The organism is Ideonella sp. FW305-24 (genome assembly GCF_058788035.1).
In genome coordinates, this window is the sequence record NZ_JBYTAI010000004.1 from 215,949 (window position 1) to 231,119 (window position 15,171).

General features: G+C 69.5%; 18 protein-coding genes. 17 read left to right on the forward strand and 1 reads right to left on the reverse strand.

Going from position 1 to position 15,171, the window contains the following annotated elements; genetic code table 11:
• Positions 1–6: 6 nt before the first annotated feature.
• Positions 7–846, reverse strand: coding sequence for a shikimate dehydrogenase family protein (locus tag AC3WR5_RS12920; RefSeq protein ID WP_231011125.1), 840 nt, complete (start codon positions 844–846; stop codon positions 7–9).
• A gap of 168 nt (positions 847–1,014) precedes the next feature.
• Between AC3WR5_RS12920 and AC3WR5_RS12925 the strand changes: the two genes are divergently transcribed.
• The 17 genes from AC3WR5_RS12925 (at position 1,015) to AC3WR5_RS13005 (ending at position 15,061) form a co-directional block, all read left to right on the forward strand.
• Positions 1,015–1,791 carry an IclR family transcriptional regulator domain-containing protein gene (locus AC3WR5_RS12925; RefSeq protein WP_141289403.1) on the forward strand — a complete coding sequence of 259 codons (777 nt, stop codon included), beginning with the start codon at positions 1,015–1,017 and terminating at the stop codon, positions 1,789–1,791.
• 193 nt (positions 1,792–1,984) lie between these two features.
• Positions 1,985–3,382 carry an MFS transporter gene (locus AC3WR5_RS12930; RefSeq protein ID WP_141289404.1) on the forward strand — a complete coding sequence of 466 codons (1,398 nt, stop codon included), beginning with the start codon at positions 1,985–1,987 and terminating at the stop codon, positions 3,380–3,382.
• A gap of 19 nt (positions 3,383–3,401) precedes the next feature.
• On the forward strand, positions 3,402–4,307 hold the full coding sequence (locus AC3WR5_RS12935) for a 4-hydroxyphenylpyruvate dioxygenase (protein ID WP_492484944.1): 906 nt from the start codon (positions 3,402–3,404) through the stop codon (positions 4,305–4,307).
• Positions 4,304–5,230, forward strand: a complete 927-nt coding sequence (locus AC3WR5_RS12940; RefSeq protein WP_492484946.1) for a sugar phosphate isomerase/epimerase family protein — start codon at positions 4,304–4,306, stop codon at positions 5,228–5,230. The genes AC3WR5_RS12935 and AC3WR5_RS12940 overlap by 4 nt, the downstream gene beginning before the upstream one ends.
• Positions 5,231–5,293: 63 nt before the next feature.
• Positions 5,294–6,229 (forward strand): AEC family transporter, encoded by a 936-nt coding sequence (locus AC3WR5_RS12945; protein ID WP_141291499.1) that lies wholly within the window; start codon positions 5,294–5,296, stop codon positions 6,227–6,229.
• Positions 6,230–6,363: 134 nt separating this feature from the next.
• Positions 6,364–7,116, forward strand: coding sequence for a heme ABC transporter permease CcmC (ccmC, locus tag AC3WR5_RS12950; protein ID WP_231011007.1), 753 nt, complete (start codon positions 6,364–6,366; stop codon positions 7,114–7,116).
• Entirely contained in the window at positions 7,109–7,297 is a 189-nt protein-coding gene (ccmD, locus tag AC3WR5_RS12955) for a heme exporter protein CcmD (protein ID WP_141291815.1), read from the forward strand. The genes ccmC and ccmD overlap by 8 nt, the downstream gene beginning before the upstream one ends.
• A complete protein-coding gene (ccmE, locus tag AC3WR5_RS12960; RefSeq protein WP_141291817.1) occupies positions 7,294–7,719 on the forward strand; it encodes a cytochrome c maturation protein CcmE in 426 nt (141 codons plus the stop codon). Before ccmD ends, ccmE begins: the two co-directional genes overlap by 4 nt.
• Positions 7,716–8,132, forward strand: coding sequence for a DUF3574 domain-containing protein (locus AC3WR5_RS12965; RefSeq protein WP_231011008.1), 417 nt, complete (start codon positions 7,716–7,718; stop codon positions 8,130–8,132). Before ccmE ends, AC3WR5_RS12965 begins: the two co-directional genes overlap by 4 nt.
• 18 nt (positions 8,133–8,150) lie before the next feature.
• A complete protein-coding gene (locus AC3WR5_RS12970) occupies positions 8,151–10,142 on the forward strand; it encodes a heme lyase CcmF/NrfE family subunit (protein ID WP_492484949.1) in 1,992 nt (663 codons plus the stop codon).
• Positions 10,139–10,687 (forward strand): DsbE family thiol:disulfide interchange protein, encoded by a 549-nt coding sequence (locus AC3WR5_RS12975; protein WP_492484951.1) that lies wholly within the window; start codon positions 10,139–10,141, stop codon positions 10,685–10,687. Before AC3WR5_RS12970 ends, AC3WR5_RS12975 begins: the two co-directional genes overlap by 4 nt.
• Entirely contained in the window at positions 10,684–11,091 is a 408-nt protein-coding gene (locus AC3WR5_RS12980) for a cytochrome c-type biogenesis protein (protein WP_231011011.1), read from the forward strand. Before AC3WR5_RS12975 ends, AC3WR5_RS12980 begins: the two co-directional genes overlap by 4 nt.
• Positions 11,088–11,684, forward strand: coding sequence for a nitroreductase family protein (locus AC3WR5_RS12985; protein WP_231011012.1), 597 nt, complete (start codon positions 11,088–11,090; stop codon positions 11,682–11,684). Before AC3WR5_RS12980 ends, AC3WR5_RS12985 begins: the two co-directional genes overlap by 4 nt.
• A 187-nt stretch (positions 11,685–11,871) precedes the next feature.
• Positions 11,872–12,498 (forward strand): carbonic anhydrase, encoded by a 627-nt coding sequence (locus AC3WR5_RS12990; protein WP_492484954.1) that lies wholly within the window; start codon positions 11,872–11,874, stop codon positions 12,496–12,498.
• Between the two features lie 126 nt (positions 12,499–12,624).
• On the forward strand, positions 12,625–14,175 hold the full coding sequence (locus AC3WR5_RS12995) for a SulP family inorganic anion transporter (RefSeq protein ID WP_492484956.1): 1,551 nt from the start codon (positions 12,625–12,627) through the stop codon (positions 14,173–14,175).
• 368 nt (positions 14,176–14,543) lie between these two features.
• A complete protein-coding gene (locus AC3WR5_RS13000; protein WP_492484958.1) occupies positions 14,544–14,810 on the forward strand; it encodes a winged helix-turn-helix domain-containing protein in 267 nt (88 codons plus the stop codon).
• A 35-nt stretch (positions 14,811–14,845) separates the two neighbouring features.
• Positions 14,846–15,061, forward strand: a complete 216-nt coding sequence (locus tag AC3WR5_RS13005; protein ID WP_492484960.1) for a hypothetical protein — start codon at positions 14,846–14,848, stop codon at positions 15,059–15,061.
• The last annotated feature ends 110 nt before the right edge of the window (positions 15,062–15,171 follow it).

Here is a 15,171-nt window from a genome sequence, read left to right on the forward strand (position 1 = left end):
CAGCGCTCAAGCCCCGTCCGGCAACTCCGCGCTCTCGCGCAGTTCCTCCGGCGTGGCGATGCCGAAGCCGAAGAATTCCAGGTAGGCGGGGATCATTTCGAAGAGCATGTCGGTGCCGACCTGGATGGGGCAGCCACGGGCTTGGGCGGCGGCCAGCAGGGGAGTGATGCGCTGGCGCATGACGACTTCGCCGACGAAGGTGGTGGGCGCGATGCGGTCCACGTCGAAGGGCAGGGGGTCGCCTTCGCGGGAGCCCAGCGGCGTGGCGTTGACGATCAGGTCCATGCCGGCAGGGTCGTTGCGGCCGAGGCCGACTTTCAGTTGCGGGTAGTGCTGGGCGAGGCGGCCGGCCAGCGCATCGGAGGCGGCTGCGTTCGAGTCGAAGAGCTGCATCTCGGCCACGCCGGCCGCGGCGAGCGATGCAGCGATGGCGCAGCCCACGCCGCCGCTTCCGGAGACCAGCACGCGCTTGCCGCCCAGCGCAAAGCCCTTGCGCTGCAGGCCGCGCACGAAGCCGGCGCCGTCGAACTGGTCGCCCAGCAGGCTGCCGTCTTCCCGCAGCAGGATGGCGTTGCAGGCGCCGGCCACCGCGGCGGTGGGCGTGACCTCGTCCATCAGCGCCAGCGTGGCGACCTTGTGCGGCATGGTGACCAGCGCACCGCGCAGGTTGGTCAGGCGCCGCAGGCCGTTCAGGCCGGCGGCGTAGTCCTCGGGCTTGAAGCCCATGGGCACGACGACTGCGTCAATGCCACGGCGTTCGAACCAGGGGTTGTAGATCATCGGGGCCTTGAAGCCCGCGGTCGGGTAGCCCAGGTGGGCGACCAGGGTGGTCTTGCCAGTGATCATTGCAGTGGCCATGTTGGGAGCAGGCCCGCGCCGGGACGGCGGGGCACTGAATGGGCATGACGATAGGCAGGCGCGGCGCAGGCGACAAGCGATGCGCGCGATAATCGCGCGCTCCGGGCGCTGATCGTGCCTAACGCGGGTTTTCCCGTATCTTTCCTCTTCACTGCCATGGATGACACCCCGCCGTTCGAGATCGATCGCAAGGACGTGATCGATGGCCTGGGCAAGGGCTTGCGCGTCATCGAGGCCTTCGACGACGACCATGTGCGCATGACCGCCAGCGAGATGGGCGTGCGCGCAGGCATCACCCGCACGGCCGCGCGGCGCTACCTGCTGTCGCTGGTGCACTTCGGTTTCATGGCGACCGACGGCAAATACTTCTGGCTCACGCCACGCGTGCTGCGGCTGGGACAGAGCTACCTCAATGCCTCGCGCCTGCCGCGCCTGGTGCAGCCCTTCATCCAGCGCGTGTCCATGCAGTGCGGCGAGACGGTGAACGTCAGCGTGCTGGACGGGCACGAGGTGATCTACGTGGCGCGCAGCAATTCGCCGCGCCTGGTGTCGATTGGCCATCACGTGGGCGCAAGGGCGCCGGCGCATGTGGTCACGCCGGGCACGGCCATGCTGTCGACCTGGAGCGACGAGGCGCTGAAGGCCTGGGCCGCGGTGCACGAGTTCAGCAGCTACACCGGCCAGACGGTGACCGACCCGCAGCGCTTCCTGGAGAACTGCCGCACCGCACGTGCGCTGGGCTACTGGATCACCGAGCGCCAGCTGGACATGAACCTGGTGGGCATTGCGGTGCCGCTGCTCAACCGCAAGGGCGAGTGCAAGGCCGCGATGAGCTGCACCGTGCAGGCGGTCACCCACACCACCGAGGACCTGGCCGTGCGGCTGCTGCCCTTGCTGCGCGAGGCGGCGCTGGGGCTGGCGCCCTTGATCTGAAGCAGGGCCTGGCGCGTCTCTGCGCTCAGTGAAAACCCCTTTTTGGTCCGCAAAGCGCGCAGGGTGCGCGATCATCGCGCAAATCGCTGGTGTCTTCGGGGTGCCGGTGCTGGAATCCCGTCTCGTGGCAGGCGACAGCCTTGTGGGGTGCGATTCAGGCCTCTTGTCTCCCGCCATCACAACAGGAGACACCATGAGCAGGTCAAGCGCGAAGCCCTTCGCAGATTCCCACGCCGCCAGCCAGACCCGCAAAGCCACAGCCAGCGGCTGGATCGGCTCGGTGCTGGAGTACTACGACTTCTTCATCTACGCGACCGCCGCGGCGCTGATCTTTCCGCAGATCTTCTTCCCCGCAGGCAACCCGACGATTGCCATCGTCACCTCGCTGGCCACCTACGGCGTGGGCTACGTGGCGCGGCCGATCGGCGCGATGGTGCTGGGCCACTACGGCGACACGCACGGCCGCAAGAACGTGCTGGTGCTGTGCATGTTCCTGATGGGCTTCTCGACCATGGCCGTCGGCCTGCTGCCGACCTACGCACAGGCCGGCCTGTGGGCGCCGGTGCTGCTGGTGGTGATGCGGCTGATTCAGGGTTTTGCGGTGGCGGGCGAGATCTCCGGCTCCAGCTCGATGATCCTGGAACACGCGCCTTACGGCCAACGCGGCTACTACGCCAGCTTCACGCTGCAAGGCGTGCAGGCCGGCCAGATCCTGGCAGCCGCCGTCTTCCTGCCGCTGGCGCACTTCCTGCCCAGCGAGGACTTCAACACCTGGGGCTGGCGCATTCCGTTCCTGCTCAGCTTCGTCGTCATCATCGCGGGCTACTTCATTCGCAAGGAGGTCGACGAGACGCCCGCGTTTGCCGAGGTGGCGAAGAAGGGCGAGAAGCTGCGCGCGCCCATCACCCAGTCCTTTGCCAGCAACAAGGCCGACATGTTCCGCGTCGTCTGCATGGCGCTGATGAACGTGATCCCGGTCGTGGCGACGATCTTCGGCGGCGCCTACGCGGTGCAGAAGGCCTATGGCATCGGCTTCGACAAGGAGGTCTACCTGTGGATCCCCGTGGCCGGCAACATCCTGGCCGTGATCGTGATCCCCTTCATTGGCAAGCTCTCCGACCGCATCGGCCGCCGGCCGCCGATCATCGTCGGCGCGCTGCTGGCCGGCCTGCTGTCCTTCGCCTACCTGTATGCGATCAGCATTGCCAACGTGCCGCTCGCGGTGCTGATGTCGCTGCTGATGTGGGGCGTGGTCTACCAGGGCTACAACGCGGTCTTCCCCAGCTTCTTCCCCGAGCTGTTCCCCACCCGCACGCGGGTCACCGCCATGGCGCTTTCGCAGAACGTGGGCACGGCCATCACCGCGATGCTGCCGGCGCTGTTTGCCACCGTTGCGCCTCCCGGCACGCAGAACATTCCGCTGATCGTCGGCTCGCTCACGTTGGGCATCTGCGCGATTGCCGCAACCGCCTGCTGGTCGGCCCGCGAAACCTACCGCATCCAGATGCACGACCTGGGCCGGCCTGGCGCCACGCCTGCTGCCGGTGACGCGCTGCACACGCCGCACCAGTCGCACACCCTGGCCTCTTGACGCCTTACCCACTGCTGCCATGACGCTTACCCAGACCCTGCCTGCCGCGCTCCAGCGCGAACCGGTGATCGAATCCAACCCGCTGGGGCTGGACGGCATCGAGTTCATCGAATACACCACCCGGCGGCCGCAGGCCCTGGGCCAGGTGCTGGAGGACATGGGTTTCCAGCCGGTGGCTCGCCACCGCTCGCGCGAGGTGCTGCTCTACCGCCAGGGCAGCATGAACGTGGTGATCAATGCCCACACCGGCTCGGTGGCCGGCGGCCCCCACCTGGGCGAGCAGCCCGAGATCGCCGCCATCGCGCTGCGCGTGCGCGATGCATCCGAGGCCTACCGCCAGGTGTTGGCGCGTGGCGCCTGGGGCGTGCCGGCGCAGGTCGAGGTGATGGAGCTGAACATCCCGGCCATCCACGGCGTGGGCAGCAGCCGCATCTACTTCGTCGACCGCTACCGCGAGTTCTCGATCTACGACGTGGACTTCGTGCCGATTCCCGGCGTGAACCCGAAGCCACCGGCGCTGCAGGGCCTGCACTGGTTCGGCCTGGTGCAGTACATCGGCAACGACCGCATGAACGACTGGGTCGAGTTCTACCGCGAGCTGTTCAGCTTCACCGAGCTGCCCGACGAGCAGCGCTTCGGCATCCTGCCCAAGGGCCACATCCTGCAAAGCCCTTGCCGCTCGTTCTACCTGCAGTTGATCGAGCCCGAGGTGTTTGTCATCGAGTCCAGCGAGCGCTTCGCGCGGCTGGGCCTGGGCGCGCCGGATGTGCCGGCTGCCGTGCAGGCGCTCGCCGCCCGCGGTGTGGCCTTCCAGACGGACCTGCAAGGCGAGGCACCCGCCCGGCATCCCGAGCGTGGCGCGCTCACCCGCACCTGGCTGGGCAGTGTCAGCTTCGAGCTGGTCCATGACGAGGCTGGCCAATGAACGCCGACGGTAGGCCGTCAGCCGGCGCGCCCGCCGCGGGCAATTTCCGCGACTTCGGCATGGACACCATCACGCTGGCCGGCCCGCTGGAGGCCAGGCTGGCGGCCATGCGCGCGGCCGGCTTCGAGCAGGTGATGCTGTCGGCACGCGACCTGGTCGGCCATCCGCAAGGCGTGGACGCCGCGGTGCAGGCCGTGCGCGACAGCGGCCTGCGCGTGACCGGCTTCCAGGTGCTGCGCGATTTCGAAGGCCTGTCCGGCCACCTGCATGCCTACAAGGTGGACGTGGCCAAGTCCATGCTGGAGATGTGCCACGCGGTGGGCGCCAAGGTGCTGCTGGCCTGTTCGTCCACCTCCAGCCATGCCAGCGACAGCGTGGCCGACATGGCGCGCGACCTGCGCAAGCTGGCCATGCTGGCGGTGCCCATGGGCATTCGCGTGGCGTTCGAGGCGCTGTCCTGGGGCCGCAGTGTCAATGAATTCACGCAGGCCTGGGAGATCGTCGAGCGGGCCGATGCGCCCAACCTCGGCCTGGGGCTGGACGCCTTCCACCTGCTGGCCATGAAGACCCCGCTGGACGCACTGGACCTGGTCGACCCCGACAAGATCTTCCTCGTCCAGCTGGCGGACTTCATGTGGCAGGAAATCCGCTCGGTGGAAGAGCGCATCAGCACCGCGCGCCACTTCCGCGTCTTCCCCGGCGAAGGCGTGCACAACGAGGCGCTGGCCGACATGGTCACCCGGCTCAGCCAGATGGGCTACCGCGGCGACTACAGCTTCGAGGTCTTCAACGACGACTACCAGCAGATGCCGCTGCCCACCGTGGCCGCGCGCGCGCGGCGCTCGGCCGACTGGCTCACCGAAGGCGTGCTCAGACGCTCGGTGCCCTTGCCGGGCAGCATGCAGCTGAAGGCCTTGCGATAGACAATCGCCCTCGTCCATCAAGCCCCGCTCGCGGGGCTTTCCTTTTCCCGCCTGCTCGCGCCGATGCTGAACATCCTGCTGCTGACCGCCCCGATCTACCTGCTGATGGCCTTGGGCTATGCGATTGCCCGCGGCGGCCTGTTCGACGCGCCGGACTTCCGCACCATCGGCCGCTTCGTGGTCAACGTGGCGCTGCCCTGCATGCTGTTCCATGCGCTGGCGCGCCAGCCCATCGCGAAGATCTTCGACGTGCACTACCTCGGCGCCTATGCCGCCGGTTCGCTGCTGATGCTGCTGGGCACCACCGCCTGGGCCCGGCTGCGCCAGGGTCGCACCATGCCGCATTCGGCGCTGCTGGGCATGGGCGTGTCGTCTTCCAACAGCGCCTACGTGGGCTACCCCATCGCGGTGCAGTGGCTGGGCCCGGTGGCCGGCGTGGCGCTGGCGCTGACCATGCTGGTCGAGAACCTCATCATCATCCCGCTGGCCCTGGTGCTGGCCGCGCAGGGCGACGCCGAAGTGCCCTGGCGCGCCACGCTGCAGCGCGTCTTCGGCCAGCTGGTGCGCACGCCGCTGATCGTCGCGATGGCGCTGGGCGTGCTGTTCTCGCTGACCGGGCTCACGCTGCCGGACCTGCTGATGCGGCCGCTGCAGATGATGGCCGTGGTCGCGTCACCCGTCTCGCTGTTCGTGATCGGCGGCTCGCTGCACGGCGCGAAGCTGGAGGGCCAGCGCAGCGCCATGGGCGCGGTCATGCTGGGCAAGCTGGTCATGCACCCGATGGCCGTGGCGCTGGCCTTCTGGCTGCTGCCGGCGGTCTCGCCCGAGCTGCGCAACGCCGGCCTGATGCTGGCCGCCGCGCCCATGCTCAGCATCTACCCGATGATGGCGCTGCGCTACCACTGGGAAGGCTTTTGCGCCGCGGTGCTGCTCATCACCACACTGGCCAGCTTCATCACCGCCAGCGGCTGGCTGTGGGTGCTCAAGACCTGGGGGTGAAGAAGGCCGGTGTGCGAGTTCCCGGAGAATAGGCGGCTTCGCCCGAACGGCGCGCCGCCGTGCCTCATGCTCGCCATTGCCTTTCTCCCCACCGCCGCGCTTCAGCTGCCCGCTGCCTGCCGGCCGTCCGCCCCGTGAACGCTGGTCGCTGGCTGTTCTACTTTGCCGCGCCGCCGCGGCTCGCCGCGCTCGCCGCGCAGCTGGTGCGGCCGCTGCTGGTCGTCGCCGGGCTGCTGTTGCTGGCCGGGCTGTGGCTGGGCTTTGGCGTGGCGCCTGCGGATGCGGTGCAGGGCCAGGGTTACCGGCTGATCTACCTGCATGTGCCAGCGGCGTGGATGAGCATGTTCATCTACGCGCTGATGGCCGCCTGGAGCTTTGTCGGCCTGGTCTGGCGGGTGCGCACGGCGTTCTGGCTCTCGCATGCGCTGGCGCCGACCGGCGCTGTCTTCGCCGCCTTGAGCCTGGCCACCGGCTCGCTGTGGGGCCAGCCGATGTGGGGCACCTGGTGGGTGTGGGACGCGCGGCTGTCCACCTCGCTGCTGCTGCTCTTCCTCTACCTCGGCTACCTGGCCTTGCTGCAGGCGCATGACGAAGGCGAGCGGGCGGACCGTGGCTGCGCGGTGCTGGCGCTGCTGGGCGCGCTGAACCTGCCGGTGATCTACTTCTCGGTGCGCTGGTGGAACACCTTGCACCAGGGCGCAACGCTCACGCCCGGCCAGGCGCAGATGGCGCCGGTGATGCTCGCCGGCCTGCTGCTGATGACCGCCGCGGCCTGGGCCTATGCCGCGGCCACGGCGCTGCGCCGGGTGCAACTCGTGATCGCCGAACGCCAGCTGGCGCTGCGCTGGCAGGACGAGTTGCCGCAAGCGGAGGTGCTGCATGCCTGAGTGGCTGCACCCTGCCTGGTCCGACTGGGCCAGCTTCTTGCAGATGGGCCGGCACGGCGTGTTCGTCTGGTCCGGCTTGGCACTGGTCACCGCAGCCTTGGCCTGCGAATGGTTGGCGCTGGCCGCGCGCGCGAGGCGCTTGCGCGCGGCGCAGGCCGCCGCCGAGGGGGATGCACGATGAGCCCGCGGCAACGGCGTTTTGCCATCTGGGCCGCGGTGCTGATGCTGGCTGGCGCCGCTGTGGCGCTGGCACTGAATGCCTTCCAGCAAAACCTGGTCTTCTACCTGACGCCCAGCGAACTGTCCGCCAGGCCGCAGGCGGACAACAACGCGCTGCGCATCGGCGGCTATGTGCAGCCGGGCTCGCTGCAGCGCGAGGCAGACAGCCTGGCGGTGCGCTTCGTTCTGGCCGATGCCGACCACACGCTGGTGGTGCACTACCGCGGCGTGCTGCCTGACCTGTTCACCGAAGGCAAGGGCGCCATCGTGCAGGGCCGGCTGGCGGCTGACGGCAGCCTGCAGGCGCAGGAAGTGCTGGCCAAGCACGACGAGAACTACACCCCGCCGGGGCTGGCCCCGGCCAACCCGGCTTCCGCGCCATGATCCGTTGCGTTTTACTGCTGAGCCTGCAGCTGGGTGCGCTGCTGATGGCCGGCTGTGCCAACACGCCGCCGGCGCTGCGGTGCGCGGCGGGCGAGACGCGCGCCATCAGCGACACGCTGTATTTCGGCACCGCCAGGCCGGAAGGTGCCGTTTCGCCCGAGGACTGGGCCGAATTCCTGCGCAGCAGTGTCACGCCGCGTTTCCCGCAAGGGCTGAGCGTGTGGCCAGCCGCCGGCCAATGGCGTGGTGCTGACGGGGCGGTGGTGCGTGAGGCCTCGTTTGTGCTGAGCCTGCTGCACGAAGACGATGCCGCCAGCGACGCGGCCATCCGAGCCCTGGTGGCGGACTACAAGCGCCGGTTCTTGCAAGAGTCAGTCTTGAGGGTCAGGGCCGATGTCTGCATGTCCTTCTGAGCGCCGAGAGGCAGCCCGATGAGCAGCGGCCTGGGCCTGTTGGGCAACACCTTGCTGTGGCTGGCCGTGGCCGCCGGCCTGCTGCAGGCCGGCGCTGGCATCGGGCCGTGGCTGGCGCAACCCGCCGCCACAAGCCGGGCAGGGCGCCTGGTCCGCATCGGCCTGGTGGCACAAACCGTGAGCCTGCTGGCCGCGCTGGTGGTGCTGGCCTGGGCGCTGGCGGCGCAGGACCTGACCATCGCCTACGTCGTGCACCACAGCCATCGCGCGATGCCGCTGGTCTACCGGTTGGCAGCCGTGTGGGGCGGTCACGAAGGTTCGCTGCTGCTGTGGGCCGGGCTGCTGGCCGGCTGGAGCGCCGTAGCGGCCTGGGGCCTGCGCGCGGCTGAGCCGGTCTGGGCCAGCCGGGTGCTGGGTGTGCTGGGCGCCTTGAGCCTGGGGCTGCTGGCCTTGCTGCTGGGCGGCGCGAACCCGTTCGAGGCCTGGCAGGGCGCCGCCGCGCTGCGCGAAGGCATGGGCCTGAACCCGCTGCTGCAAGACCCGGCGATGGCGCTGCACCCGCCGCTGCTGTACCTGGGCTATGCCGGCACGGCGCTGCCGTTTGCGATGACGCTGGCCACGCTGGCCTGGGGCGCGCCGGCCGACTGGGTGCGGCGCTCGCGGCCGTTCACCGCGGCGGCGCTGGCCTGCCTGTCGGTGGGCATTGCGCTGGGTTCGTGGTGGTCTTACTACGAGCTGGGCTGGGGCGGCTGGTGGTTCTGGGACCCGGTGGAAAACGCCTCTCTGCTGCCCTGGCTGGCGCTGGCGGCGCTGCTGCACGTGCAGGCCGGGCGCGATCAGCGTGGGCGCTTTGCCCATGCCAGCGCGCTGCTGGCGATGGCGGCCTGGGCGCTGGCCTTGCTCGGCACCTTCCTCGTGCGCTCTGGCGTGCTCACCTCCGTGCACGCTTTTGCCAGCGACCCGCTGCGTGGCAGCGCCTTGCTGGGCCTGATGGCGCTGACGCTGCTCGTCTGCTTCGTGCTGTATGCGCGCCACCCGGAACGGCTGTTGCCAGCCAAGGCCGCGCCGCTGCCGGCGGCGGTGTCGCGCGAAAGCGTGCTGGCACTGAACAACCTGCTGCTGATCGTTGCCTGCGCCAGCGTCGCATTGGGCACGCTGTACCCGCTGGCGATGGAGGTGCTGGGCCTGGGCCGGCTGTCGGTGGGTGCGCCGTATTTCGAGCGGGTGCTGGGGCCGCTGCTGGGCCTGGCGCTGGCGCTGCTGGTGCCGGCGGCGTGGCTGCGCTGGGGCGCGTCGCCATGGCGGGAACTGCTCACGCGATTGCGGCCGGTTGCGTTGCTGATGGCGCTGGGCGCGGTCGCGGTGCCCGCGTTGTTGTGGGGGGTGTTCGACCGTTGGCAGTGGGGCAGCGCGCTGGCGTTGTGGCTGGCGCTGGGTGTTGCCGGCAGCACGCTGGCCTGGGCCTGGCAGCGCATGCGCAGCGTCGGCTGGCGCGGCTTTGGCGTGCCGCCAGGTGGCATGGTGCTGGCGCACCTGGGGGTGGCGCTGTTCACCGCTGGCGTGGCACTGTCCAACGGCTACGGCCAGGAGCGCGATGTGCGGCTGGCGCCCGGTGAATCCGCGCCGTTGGCCGGCTGCCCGCTGAGGTTCGAGGGCCTGCACGACGAGATCGGCTCGAACTACCTGGCCCGCGTCGGCCAGTTCCGCTGGGGCTGCGAAAGCAATGCGCCGCGCCTGCTGCGGGCCGAGAAGCGGGTCTACATCGGCGGCGGCCGGCCCACCACCGAGGCCGCGATTGCGCCCGGCCTGTGGCGCGACCTCTACGTGGCGATGGGCGAACCGCTGGGCCAGGGCCTGTCGGCCGCATGGAGCCTGCGGGTGCAGCACAAGCCCGGCGTGCGCTGGATCTGGGCCGGCGCGCTGCTGATGGCCGCGGGCGCGGCGCTGTCGGCTGCCGCCCGGCGCGGCCGCAAGGCCGGCGTGTTGGTGGGCGCAGGAGCGATGGCATGAAGCGCCGGCGCCCGGGACTGTGGTTGTCCGGCCTGCTGCTGGCGGGCTTGCTGGCGCTGCTGGCTGCGGCGCTGTGGCAAGGCCGGCCGCGCACGCTGCCTGCTGCCCGGCTGGGGGCCGCCTTCCCGGCCTTGCCGCGCCCGGTGCTGGGCAGGGCACCCGGCCTGTTGCAGACCGTGGTGGCCGACGGCCAGCCGCGGCTGGTCAACCTGTGGGCCTCGTGGTGCGGCCCTTGCCGCCAGGAGCAGCCACTGCTGATGGTGCTGGCCGCGCGGCTGCGTGCCAAAGGGCAGGGCGGCCGGCTGGTGGGCCTGAACTACCGCGACACGCCGCAGGACGCCACCGCCTTCCTGGCCGAACTCGGCAACCCGTTTGCACTGACGCTGGTGGACGCCGACGGCCGGCTGGCCATCGAGCTCGGCGCCTACGGCGCGCCAGAGACCTACCTGGTGGACGCCGAGGGCCACATCGCCTTCCGCCACGTGGGCGCGCTGACCCAGGAAGTCATCGACCGCGACCTGCTGCCCAAGCTGGAGGCGCCATGACCATGAAACAGCGCTTCGCCTGGCTGTTGACGCTGCCCGCCGCCGCGCTGGCCCAGCCCGCGTCCGCCCCCGAGCCGGACCCAGAGCGCCTGCAGGTGCTGTACCGCCAGCTGCGCTGCCTGGTCTGCCAGAACGGCTCGCTGGTCGACTCGCAGGCGCCGCTGGCGCTGGACCTCAAGCGCGAGATCGCGCTGCGCGTGGCAGCCGGCGACAGCGACCGCGGCATCATCGACTTCCTGGTCCAGCGCTACGGCGAATTCATCAGCTACCAGCCGCCGTTGGAACCCGCCACCTGGCTGCTGTGGCTGGGGCCGCTGCTGCTGTTGCTGGGCGGCGCGGCGTGGCTCTTCCGCCAGCGCCGCCATGGCCCCGTCGAACCCGAAGAACCGGTGGACCCACCATGACCTCAGACGCCTCGCCCGAACCCGCCACCATGCTGGCGGCCCTGATGCAGTCCCGCCAGCACACCGGCCCGAAACACCTGGTCGAACCCGGCCCGGGAGAGGTCGTGCTGCGCGCGCTGTTCAGCGCTGCAGCCACCGCGCCGGACCACGGCCGCCTCCTGCCCTGGCGCTTCATCGTGCTCGGGCCCGAAGGCCGCAAACGCTTGTCACATGCCTTTGCCGAAGCGCTGCACGAGCGCGACCCGGCGGCTACCGAAGACCAGCTCGCCGACGCCCGCGCCAAGGCTGCCCGCGGCCCGGTGCTGGTGCTGGCCATCGCCCGCCTTCAGTCCGGCCACGAGCAGGTGCCGCCCGAGGAGCAACTCGTTTCCCTGGGCGCCGCCATCCAGAACCTGCTGCTCGCCGCCGAGGCCCACGGCTTCGCCAGTGGCCTTTCCAGCGGCCGCGGCATGCGCAGCGATGCGATGCGCCGCGCCTTCGAACTGGCCGAGGGTGAGCAGGCGATCTGCTGCATCACGCTTGGCACCGCGCTGCGGCCCCGGCTTCCCAGGCCGCGCCCACCGATGGAGGCCTTTGTTTTCTTCGAGTCTTGAAAATAGCTGCCCCGGCTGGGCCTGATACGGCCGCGGCCACGTCGCGGCCGGGAGGCCGGCGCTGCCTCAGCCGAGGGATCGAAAAAAGCTGCCTTTTGCGGGTATTCCCCAGGGTTTTCGGGTTGTTACCGTTTTCACGAGCACTGCTCGATATGCTGCGGTGCAACAAAAACTTCAGGGAAACGCCATGAGTCGGACCAAGCGTCTTCTGGTAGAAAACGTCGCGTGGGCAAACGAGTTGGCCCAGGTCGATGCCGGTTTTTTCAGCACGCTGGCCCAGGGCCAGAGCCCCGGCGTGTTGTGGATCGGCTGCTCGGACAGTCGCGTGCCGGCCGAGGCCATCACCAATGCCGGCCCGGGTGAGCTTTTCGTGCACCGCAACATTGCCAACCTGGTGCCGACGGACGATGCCAACACGATGAGCGTGCTGGAATATGCCGTCGGCGTGCTGCGGGTGGCGCATGTGATCATTTGCGGCCATTCGGGCTGCGGTGGCGTGCGTGCCGCGCTCGCGGGGGTGCCGGACGGCATGCCGCATCTCACGCGGCGCATCGCCCCGCTCTGTATGCTGGCGCACCGTCATCTTGCCGAACTGGGCACGCTGCCTGAAGCGGCCCGGGCCGACCGCCTGGCCGAGCTGAGCGTGTTGGAGCAGGTGCGCCAGGTGCGCGCCACCGCGCTGGTGCGCCATGCCGAGCCTCGCCCTCGGGTGCATGGCTGGATGTTCGATCTGCACAGCGGCCGTCTGCGCGTGCTGGACGACGAAGACGCTGCCGATGGCGCCAATGGGCCTGCGGCACTGCAAGCCGCCTGAAGCGCCTGCCAGCCGCTTTTCCCCCGCCTTTCCTTTCTTTGCTGCCGCGCTTGCCTTGCGCGCCACCGCGGTGGCGTGAGGGCATTGCATTGCCTCTTCATTTTCATGTGACCGTGAGGTTCTCCCATGCCTTCCTCCCGCCCGACTTTCCAGGACCTCCGGCATGACGTGCCGGCTGGCATCGTGGTGTTCCTGGTGGCTCTGCCCTTGTGTCTGGGCATTGCCAACGCCTCCGGCGTGGACCCGCTTGCCGGCCTGCTGTCGGGCATCATTGGTGGCCTCGTGGTGGCTTTGCTGAGCGGCTCTCCGCTCAGCGTGAGCGGGCCGGCCGCGGGCCTGGTGGTGATCGTCGTCGAAGGCATCGCCAGCGTAGGCGGCTACGGTGCCTTTCTCACGGCGGTGATGCTGGCCGGCGTGCTGCAATTCGGCTTCGGCCTGTTGAAGGCGGGGCGTTTCGCGGCTTACGTGCCTTCGTCCGTGGTGAGCGGCATGCTGGCGGCCATCGGCTTGTTGCTGATCATCAAACAGGTGCCTCAAGCAGCGGGTCTCTCCGAGGTACCGGCAGCCGGTCTGCTGCAGACATCGCTGGGCCATGTGTCGCTTTCCGCTTGTGGCATCGCACTGGGCTCCGCCGTGCTGTTGGCGCTGTGGGACCGCCCGGCGCTGCGCCGCTTCGCATTGGTGCGGGCCGTGCCCGCGCCGCTGGCGGTGGTGGCGCTGGGCATCGTCGTCACGCTGGGCCTGGACCTGTTCTGGCCGCAACTGGCGCCGCCGGTGCAGCACCGGGTCAACCTCCCGGCGCTGGATTCCTGGGGCGCCGTGCAGCAGGTGCTGGCCTGGCCAGACCTGGGGGCGCTGGGCCAGGCGTCGGTGTGGGGTCTCGCGCTCACGCTGGCCATCGTGGCCAGCCTGGAAACCCTGCTGAGCCTGGAGGCGGTCGAACGGCTGGACCCGGAGCGCCGCCGCGCCGCGCCGGACCGCGAGCTCAAGGCCCAAGGCGTGGGCAACCTGTCCGCCGGCCTGCTCGGCGCGCTGCCGATCACTGCGGTGATCGTGCGCAGCTCGGCCAATGTGCACGCCGGCGCGCGCAGCCGGCAGTCGGCCGTGGTGCACGGCGTGCTGCTGCTGGCCAGCGTGTTCCTGCTCACCGAGCTGATCAACCTGATCCCGCTGGCCTGCCTGGCGACCATCCTGATCTTCACCGGCCTGAAGCTGGCGAAGCCTTCGCTGCTGGTCACCGCTGCGCGCCAGGGGCCGGACCGCCTTCTGCCTTTTGTCGCCACCATTGCCGGCGTGCTGGCCACCGACCTGTTGATCGGCATCGGCATCGGGGTGGCCTTCAGCGTGGCGATGAGCGTGCGCGTCAGCCTGCTGCGGCCGTTCACCGTCGCACGGCATGACGACCGTGTGCTGCTGACCTTTCGCAAGGACGTGACCTTCCTGGCCAAGGTGGCGCTCAAGCAAAGCCTGGCCCAGATTCCCGATGGCAGCGTGCTGCTGGTGGATGCCAGCCGGGCCGATTTCGTGGACCCTGACGTGCGGGACCTGCTGGACGAATTCAGCGCCGACGCTGCCAGGCGCGGCATCCGGGTCGAATGGCATCGCCCGCCGCATGCGGTGACACGGCACACCGGCCTGTCCTTCAAATGGGCACGCGAGGCCGGCATGGCACGCTGAAGCCAGGAGGACATCGGGGAGCCGGGACGGACCGGCTTTTGCGTCGAGACCGGCCCATCATCAAGCCGATCCTCGCCATTGACGGTTGCTGCGCGCGGCCGGCCTTTCTTGACTTCGTAACCTGGCGCTGACGCTCGGTGAGCGGATGTGGCGCCACGGATTCAACTCGCATGCCCCGAGTCGCCGCGATGGGGCATCCGTCACTAGAATTGCGCCATTCACCGCTGCGGGCTTAGCGCCCGGAGCGGGTTTGGCCGTGCGTCTTCGCCGGCTGAAACGAGCTGGCGGCCTCGCAGGGGCTGGCCAAACCAGGTTCCCGCAGCGCGCCTGGCCCGGTGTCCCGAGCTGCATCAACGGCTGTCTGGCGCATGAAGCTGCAAGCGACAACCGATGTGATCCATTGCTACCAGGGCTGGGAGCTGAGGGTCGACGAGCACCAGCTGCTTGTGCAGGGCAAGCCGGTCAAGATCGGCCGGCCCGCCTTCATGCTGCTGCTTGCCTTGATCGAGGGGCGGGGAAGCGTGGTGCGCAAGGACGAGCTGATTGCCGCGGCCTGGCCGGGGCGAAGGAACGCCCGGTGGCCACCACCGTGCCGACGGCCTCGGCCGCTGTCCCCGCGGCCACGTCCCTTCTGAGACGCGACACCGATCTTGTGCAGGTGATCGGGCTCATGAAGCAGGTGCCGCTGGTCAGCAGCGTCGGCACCGGCGAGGTGGGCCAGACTTCGCTGGCGCGCATCGGTTTTCAGCGCCCGGCGCTGTCGAGCTGCGGCCAGTTCGCTGGCCGCCACACGTTTGCGGGACATGCTCGCCTGCCGGCTGGGTTGCGCTCTCTCACAGAGGCCCATCCGGGAAAATACGTCGGTGAACGCGGGTGTGCTTGCTGAAGTGGCTCCTACACTCAAACAGGCAGTGCGCGTGAACCGTCCGCTGCCGACGCCCTTCGCGGTTGCTGTTGTTGCGGCGGCTGCGTGGCCAGGGAGCTACGCCAGATGCG